Annotated in this window: 8 protein-coding genes; 7 read left to right on the plus strand and 1 reads right to left on the minus strand. The window is 66.0% G+C overall.

The genetic code is table 11. The features are described from left to right. The first annotated feature begins 600 nt into the window (after positions 1-600). Positions 601-816: a hypothetical protein gene (locus Q7T26_00935; protein ID MDO8530724.1), complete on the plus strand. Its 216-nt coding sequence runs from the start codon at positions 601-603 to the stop codon at positions 814-816. Positions 817-870: 54 nt separating this feature from the next. After that, on the plus strand, positions 871-1056 hold the full coding sequence (locus Q7T26_00940; GenBank protein ID MDO8530725.1) for a hypothetical protein: 186 nt from the start codon (positions 871-873) through the stop codon (positions 1054-1056). A 64-nt stretch (positions 1057-1120) separates the two neighbouring features. On the opposite strand, the gene Q7T26_00945 is transcribed toward Q7T26_00940, so the two are convergent. Beyond that, the gene (locus Q7T26_00945) at positions 1121-1840 is read right to left on the minus strand and encodes a TIGR01906 family membrane protein (protein ID MDO8530726.1); all 720 of its coding nucleotides are present in this window, start codon (positions 1838-1840) and stop codon (positions 1121-1123) included. 275 nt (positions 1841-2115) lie between these two features. Between Q7T26_00945 and mazG the strand changes: the two genes are divergently transcribed. The 5 genes from mazG to Q7T26_00970 form a co-directional block, all read left to right on the plus strand. Further along, entirely contained in the window at positions 2116-3279 is a 1164-nt protein-coding gene (mazG, locus tag Q7T26_00950) for a nucleoside triphosphate pyrophosphohydrolase (protein ID MDO8530727.1), read from the plus strand. 99 nt (positions 3280-3378) lie between these two features. Next, positions 3379-3651 (plus strand): hypothetical protein, encoded by a 273-nt coding sequence (locus tag Q7T26_00955; protein ID MDO8530728.1) that lies wholly within the window; start codon positions 3379-3381, stop codon positions 3649-3651. Positions 3652-3683: 32 nt separating this feature from the next. Continuing rightward, positions 3684-3923, plus strand: a complete 240-nt coding sequence (locus Q7T26_00960; protein ID MDO8530729.1) for an Lrp/AsnC ligand binding domain-containing protein — start codon at positions 3684-3686, stop codon at positions 3921-3923. 512 nt (positions 3924-4435) lie between these two features. After that, the gene (locus Q7T26_00965; GenBank protein ID MDO8530730.1) at positions 4436-6751 is read left to right on the plus strand and encodes a DEAD/DEAH box helicase; all 2316 of its coding nucleotides are present in this window, start codon (positions 4436-4438) and stop codon (positions 6749-6751) included. A gap of 116 nt (positions 6752-6867) precedes the next feature. Then, positions 6868-7360 (plus strand): DUF1385 domain-containing protein (locus Q7T26_00970; protein MDO8530731.1); only part of this gene is annotated, 493 nt, incomplete at its 3' end.

Here is a 7360-nt window from a genome sequence, read left to right on the forward strand (position 1 = left end):
GCTCATTCATGCTGAAGTGGCGAAAGACCTTGCTTGGGTTGGCGAAGACAGCCCCCATGCCAGGGGCATAAAATAAGGCGCCGCGCATTCAGAGCGCCACGCCTTGCGGATTACCTGTTTACTTCCAGGCTCCCCGGGTCCCGTACCCCGTTTGCGGTGACCTCCGCCTCTTGGGGCTACCCGGCTCGTCTTGGAAGGCCTCCTCGCTGGGGCCGGAGCTTCCGAGATGAGACTTCAGGCCGTTATCATCGAGGCCGGGACCCGAGTTCCAAAGGAGGAAACCGTCATCTATATCCCAACCCCCTTTCAAGAACCTCTCGCGCTGCTTCTTGCCCTCTTCCCATCCCCTCATTCACATTATACACCAATCGTGGCGTGTCCATAGCTGCAGAATCGTAGCCGGACTGCGCCCGCTCGTTGAGAAGCGTCGGCGAGGCGCCTATGTCGAGCGCGGCACGCCCCGCCGAGTGACGACGCGCCGGGCAACCCCTCCCATTTCCCGCGGATATTCGAAACATTGGGCCTAAAGTCCTGGACAAACACCTTGAAGATGGCAACTGACGGGTGCTACAATCGGCTTACGCAGCGTAGGAGAGCGTGATGCTGAAAAAGAGCCTCGCCGTCTGTTCCTGGTGCAAGGTGGAGTTTGAGGACGAGCGCACGCCGGAAGAGAAGCTGCTAGACGGTGTCAATGGCCTGGTCACCTGCGCGCCCTGCAGGTACGGGTACCAGAAGGGCGCCGCCATCCGCACGATTCGCCGCCGGAGCTTGCGCCGACGGTGGTTCCAGGGCAAGTGCGTCCGCGGGAAGGTCTAGCCCGTGCCCATTTACGAGTACCTCTGTTCCGGCTGCCGCACGACCTTTGAGGTCATGCGCCCGGTGAGCCGGTCCAGCGAATCAGCCTCCTGCCCGGCGTGCCGCGAAACGGGACGCCGCGTCCTGTCGCTCTTCGCTATCGCGACCGCCTCCGCGGAGCGCCCCGGCTGCGCGATGGCGCCAGAGGGCGCGGGGCCGGCCTGCACGCCGGACGGTTGCGGGCGCTGCGCCGGCGAGTAGCTCGCCATTCGTCGCCCGCGATTCCAGAGCAAGCAGCGACACGCCCCTCAGCTTCGACCCTCTGTTACGCCGCCTTCAGCCGCCGCAATCGCGCCCGTTGCGCCCGCGTCAGCGCCACGCCCGCGCCTATCGCCACGGCGGCCTGCACCGCTATCATGACGCCGAGCGCTAGGGCGGAGTCGAACCAGAAGCCCGCGGGGAACAGCATGATCAGATAGTCGCGCGCCGGGTCAAGCGTCCAGAAGTCGTTGCTGAAGCTCAGCAGGTGAAACAGCAGGAAGAGCTGCGAGAACGCCACGGTCACCAGCGCGGCGAAAACGGCGAAAAGCGCCAATGTCAGCGCGCCGCCCCAGAAAAGCGCCCAGCCCAACTCGCGGGCGAACCGTCCGCCTGCCAGCGCGAGACCCCCGACCACGTACACGCCCAGCGCGACCATCATGGCGGTCTGCCACCGGAAGAAGCCCCTCACCAGATCGTGCACGTCCCGCATGTGCGCGACCTCCCGCTCACTGAATAGAGGGCGCTCCACGCCGGAGACGCGGGCGCGGATGCGCAAGGTCGGGTCGTCTCCGTTGAAAAACGCGATAAACTCGCGGCCCACCTGCTCCAGGTCGGCGGGGCTGATGCGGGTCCGCTCCGCCGCTCCGTACCGCTCGAACCCGTATGTGTACAGAGGGAGAGCGGTAAAGGCGAGCCGAACGCTGGTGGTGATGAAGAGCGCCGGCAGAAGCAGGACGAAAACATAGGCGAGGACGGTGCGAAGACGGGGCCGCATGGTGGACATGGACACCTCTCGTGCCAATGGTACGACTGGGCGCGTTTCCTTGTCAACGCAAGGAGGGCCAGCCTATAATACAGCTTGCGCCAGTCATCTTGCGAGCATCCAGCTCAACGCGGGGCGAGTTCCACTTTCGGCCTCGTCGTCTTCCTGAGTCCCTGCGAATCCTCTCTGGGGTGATAATTAGAGAATGATTAGAATGCGCAGGCCACGCCCGGCGCGCAGCGGGACGTCCGCCGAGGCATTGGCTGGGTCTCACGCGTCCAGGGGGTGCGCTGTCCGTGGCGCGTAAACAGGCGGGTAAGGCTGTGACGCCGCTTGAGGCGAGCGCTCCCTCCGCTCCAGCCGTGGCTGTCGCACTCCGCCTTGCGGAGCGGGCCGCGGAGTCGCTCGGTCTGGACCTGTCGCAGGGACTATTCCTGTGCGGGCCGGATGCGGAGCCGCGGCCCTACATGCCCGCGCTGCTCGGCCCGCTGGCCGCGGAGGGCATGGCCGCGCTGCGGGAGCGGCTGCTGGCCAGCTATCCGCCCGGCCACGGCGTAACCCTCGTCCGCGTCCCCGCTCGGGGCGCGCCGCGCGTCCACCCAATGGCTCTCGCGGACATCCCTGAGCAGGGCGCGGGGAAAACGCTCGCTTTTCTCTATCTGCCGCGCGTTAGCGGGGCCGACAGCGGGGCCAGCTTTGCTGAACTGGTCGGCATCATGGCCCGCCTGCGCGGCCCGGGCGGCTGCCCCTGGGACCGTGAGCAGAGCCACCAGTCGCTCCGCAAATACCTGCTGGAAGAATGCTACGAGACCCTGGAGGCGCTGGACTCCGACGACGCGCGTAAGACCGCCGAGGAGCTGGGCGACCTGCTTCTACAAATAGTTTTCCACGCGCAGATCGCGCGCGAGGCGGGCGCCTTCACGATGGACGACGTGGCGCGCGGCATCAGCGCCAAGCTGGTCCGGCGGCATCCGCACGTCTTCGGCGACGCCCGTGTCGCGTCGTCCGGCGAGGTGTACACCCGCTGGGAGGAGCTGAAGCGCAAGGAGCGGGGAGACGGCGCGTCCATCCTGGACAGCGTGCCCAGGTCCATGCCCGCCCTGGCGTACAGCCAGGAGGTCCAGGCGCGGGCCGCCCGCACGGGGTTCGACTGGAGCGACGTTCAGGGCGTTCTAGCCAAGGTGGAGGAGGAAATCCAGGAGTTTCGCAGCGCCCGCGACAAGGCCGAGCAGGAGAGCGAGCTGGGCGACATCTTCACCGCCCTGGTCAATATCGCCCGGTGGCTCGGTTTCGACAGCGAGACCGCCCTGCGGCGGGCTAACGCGCGCTTTTGCCAGCGGTTCACCACAATGGAACGCCTGTGCCGGGAGCGTGGCCTGGACTTCGCCAAACTCCCGATGGAGCGGAAAGAGGCGCTGTGGCAGGAGGCCAAGCGTATTCTGGGCCACACGCCGTCGTAAACGCCGCGCAAGGGCGTCGCTTTATCGTGAGTCTGCTATAATGAGGTGTATATTTTTAGCTCCTGCTGTCCTGGCGGGCGGCTCCTGAGGAGGTGCGTCGTGGCGCAAACGACTCTGAGCTTGCACGATCTGGCGAAGCGGCACCGGGAAATGAGCCCCAGCGTGGGACGCCTGTCAGAGGCGGCCGTCCACCTCTGGTACGCGGACCTGAACGTCGAAGTGCACGGCGAGCGCGTCCGCTACTCCTGCCCCAAGTGCGCAAAGCTCGTGAACACATCCACCGAGGAGTTCGAGCATTACGAGCGGAGTGATCAGGCTTTGCTATGTCTGTCGTGCCGGGGAGACCCGCACGAACGGAACGCGGGCCTCTAAACCAACCTGCAACGTGCGCTAAGGAGACACTTATGGCAATCAAAGCGTATGTCCTGCTGACCACCGAGCCCGCCAAGACCAAGGCGGTCGTCGCGCACATGGCGAGCGTCCCCGCGGTGAAGGAAGTCAACGAAGTCCTCGGCCCGTACGATGTTGTGCTGGAGATGAGCATTGATCGGCTCGAGGAGATGACGGACATCCTGCGCCGGTCCGTCCGTCCGGTGGACGGCGTCCTGAGCACCCTGACCTGCGTGTCGATGAAGCCGTCGTAGCCGCTGAGAGCACCCCCCGTCGACATATAGCGTGCGCGGCTCCCTTCCCTGAGGAGGGGCGCTTCGCATGGGTAAGCAATAACCTCAGCGTGGATGCGCGCCCGTTCCCATCGCCGGGGCGCATCCTTCAGTCTCCGCGCAAGGTCTCAAACAGCCAGAGCATGCTTGGATGATGCCTCGGCCTCGACGATAGCGCCAGGCGTATGCAGCCAGGCATGTCTCGCTCGGCGACGCGCTTGTCCAATAGCTATTGTTCCCATCTCCCGCTCTTCGCATCCGCGCTACGTAGTCCACGCCTGGCTTCGTTGACATCCTCCGCTCGCGGTTCGACAGGCTCACCATGAGCGGGACGGGGACCCCAATCCGACCATCCAGAAGCTCTGCCGGATATTCGGATTTCAGCAGAGCCTCCGCGTCTGTAGAATGGGTGGGGTGCGCCACCGACGACTCCCTCTCGGCGTCTCACGAGGTATAGTGATCAGTTCATAAGTGCTTCCAGGACGAACAACGGTATGGACACCATCGGCTTCCTGGCCCACGTGAAGCGTCAGCCCTGGTACAAGGACCAGGTGGCCCACGTTCAGGTGATTACGCCGCGCGCCGCCCGGTACGCCGACCTCGACGCGCCTCTGCCTTCCGTGCTGGGCGCCGCCCTGGAAAAGCTTGGGGCAGGCCGCCTTTACCTCCATCAGGCGCAGGCCATCAACGCCCTGCGCAGCGGCCAGAACGTCGTCGTCTGCACGCCGGCCGCCAGCGGCAAGACTCTCTGCTATAACCTGCCCGTGCTGGAAACGCTGCTCGCTGAAAAGGGCGCGCGCGCCCTCTACCTGTTCCCCACGAAGGCGCTGGCCCAGGACCAGTTGCGCGCCTTGCAGGGTCTGACCTCCGCGGCGGGCATCGTTGTTCGCGCCGCCACGTACGACGGCGATACGCCCTCAGCGGAGCGCGCGGAGGTGCGGCGGAGCGCTCAGGTGCTCATCACCAATCCGGACATGCTGCATGCGGGCATCCTGCCGAACCATCGGGCGTGGTCGCGCTTTCTGCGGCATCTGCGCTTTGTTGTGGTGGACGAAGCGCATACCTACCGCGGCGTCTTCGGTTCCCACGTGGCGCTGGTGCTGCGCCGCCTGCGCCGGCTCTGCGCCTTCTACGGGGTGTCGCCGCGCTTCGTGCTGGCGTCGGCCACCATCGCCAACGCCGGGGAGCACGCCGAGCGGCTGACCGGCCTGCCGTTCCGCGTGGTTGACGACGACGGCGCACCCTACGGCGGCAAGGATTTCGTCTTCTGGAACCCGCCTCTGGTCAACGAGGTCCGGGGCACGCGCAGGAGCGCCAACTCCGAGGCGTCCCAACTCTTCACCGAGCTGGTCAAATCGGGCACGCGCACCATCCTCTTCGCCCGCTCCCGTCGCCTGGCGGAACTCCTTTACGTTTACAGCAGGGAGCGGCTCAAGGAGACGGACAGGGAGCTTGCGAAGCGCATTTCGCCCTACAGGGCGGGGTACACGCCGGAAGACCGGCGGCGCATAGAGCAGGAGCTTGTCCGTGGCGACCTTCTGGGCGTCTCCGCCACGAACGCCCTGGAGCTGGGCGTGGACATCGGCGACCTGGACGCCACGGTGCTGACCGGCTATCCGGGGAGCATCGCCAGCGTGTGGCAGCAGGCGGGCCGCAGCGGACGTCGCGGCGCCCGCTCCTTGAGCGCGCTGGTGGCCCTGGACAACCCGCTGGACCAGTACTTCATGCGCCATCCGGATATCTTCTTTGGCAAGACGTGCGAACATGCCCTCATCTCGCCCGCGAACCCCCACATGCTGCGGCCCCATCTGCTGTGCGCCGCCTATGAGTTCCCGCTTACCGAAGTGGACATAAAATACTTCGGGCCGGAGATGACCGGGCATGTGGCGGCCTTGGCTGAGCAGGGTTTCCTGCACGAGCGAAGAAGGACGTGGTACCTCTCCGCCTCGGTCGCCTACCCCGCGACGGGGGTGAACCTTCGTTCCACGTCCAACGACTCGTACACCATCGTGGAGGAGGGCACCGGCGCGCTGCTGGAGACGGTGGAATCGTCGGTCGCGTTCTTCCAGGTCCATCAGGGGGCCATCTACCTGCACCAGGGCGAGACGTATCTCATCACCGGGCTGGATATCCCCGGCAGGACGGCCCACGCCCGCGTCTCGGACGCCCCTTACTATACACAGACGATTGACCTGACGGACATCCGCATCCGCAAGGTGCTGGAGGAGCGCGCGGTGGGGGCCACCCATGCCTACCTGGGCGAGGTGGAGGTGGTGAACCGGGTGATGGGCTACAAAAGGAAGCGCCACGTGACGGAGGACCTCCTGGGCGAGGAGCCGCTGGACCTGCCGGAGCAGCTTTTCTCCACGATCGCGTTGTGGTGGGACATACCGGAGCCGTTGCTGAAGGAGGTCGCCCGCGCGGGGCTGGACCTGTCGGGCGGGCTGCACGCCGCCGAGCACGCCACCATCGGCATGCTGCCTCTGTTCGCCCTCTGCGATCGCAACGACATTGGCGGCGTGTCCACGCCCCTGCATCCGGATACGGGGAGGCCGCAGGTGTTCATCTACGACGGCCATCCCGGCGGCGTGGGCATAGCGGAGAAGGGGTTCGAGTTGCTGGAGCAGCTCTGGACGGCCACGCTGCGCGCCGTGGCCGAGTGCCCGTGCGAGGACGGCTGCCCGAGCTGCATTCAGTCGCCCAAGTGCGGCAATAATAACGAGCCTCTGGACAAGCTGGCCGCGGGCGTCATCCTGCGCGGCGTGCTGGGGTTGAATCCGGGCGCGGGAGCGGCGTCCGCCTCCGCATAGGCTGCGCGCGACAACCAAATGCGGAAAAGGGGGAAGCATGCTATTCTTGATTGCGCAGACGCGTAGCCGAAGAACGGCGTCCGAGTGAAAAGGGAGCGTAGCGGGATGTCCGTGCAGTGAACCAGCGGTTTTTCTACGGCGGCCAGGCGGTCATTGAGGGTGTCCTGATTCGCGGTCGTCGGTACATGGCCGTGGCCGTGCGGCGCCCCACCGGCGACATCGCCACCTGGACGACGCCGCTGGGCGGCGCGGCCACCACTCCGTGGCGGAAGGTGCCCTTCGTGCGGGGCATTCTGGTCCTGGCGGAGACGCTCACGCTTGGCGTCCGCGCTCTGCTGGACTCGGCGCGGGTTGCGGGCACGGAAGAGGGCGAGGAGGAGATATCGCCGGCCACGGTGGGCGTCACCATCGCCGTCAGCCTCGCGTTCGCCGTACTCGTATTCTTCGTGTCGCCCACGCTGCTGGCGGGCCTCCTGGACCCGCTGCTGCAATCGCCTCTGATGAGCAACGTGGTGGAGGGTGTCGTCCGAATGGGGTTGTTCCTGGGCTACATCCTGCTCATTGGCCGCATGGAGGAGGTCCGGCGCGTCTTCGCGTACCACGGCGCGG

Source organism: Dehalococcoidia bacterium (assembly GCA_030648205.1).
In the GTDB taxonomy this organism is placed as follows: Bacteria; Chloroflexota; Dehalococcoidia; order JAUSIH01; family JAUSIH01; genus JAUSIH01.

Bases quoted from the DNA above. Each gene is read 5' to 3' on its own strand.
- Q7T26_00945 (MDO8530726.1), bottom strand. From the start codon at position 1,840: ATGTCCACCATGCGGCCCCGTCTTCGCACCGTCCTCGCCTATGTTTTC.
- Q7T26_00965 (MDO8530730.1), top strand. From the start codon at position 4,436: ATGGACACCATCGGCTTCCTGGCCCACGTGAAGCGTCAGCCCTGGTAC.
- Q7T26_00940 (MDO8530725.1), top strand. From the start codon at position 871: ATGCGCCCGGTGAGCCGGTCCAGCGAATCAGCCTCCTGCCCGGCGTGC.
- Q7T26_00935 (MDO8530724.1), top strand. From the start codon at position 601: ATGCTGAAAAAGAGCCTCGCCGTCTGTTCCTGGTGCAAGGTGGAGTTT.
- Q7T26_00960 (MDO8530729.1), top strand. From the start codon at position 3,684: ATGGCAATCAAAGCGTATGTCCTGCTGACCACCGAGCCCGCCAAGACC.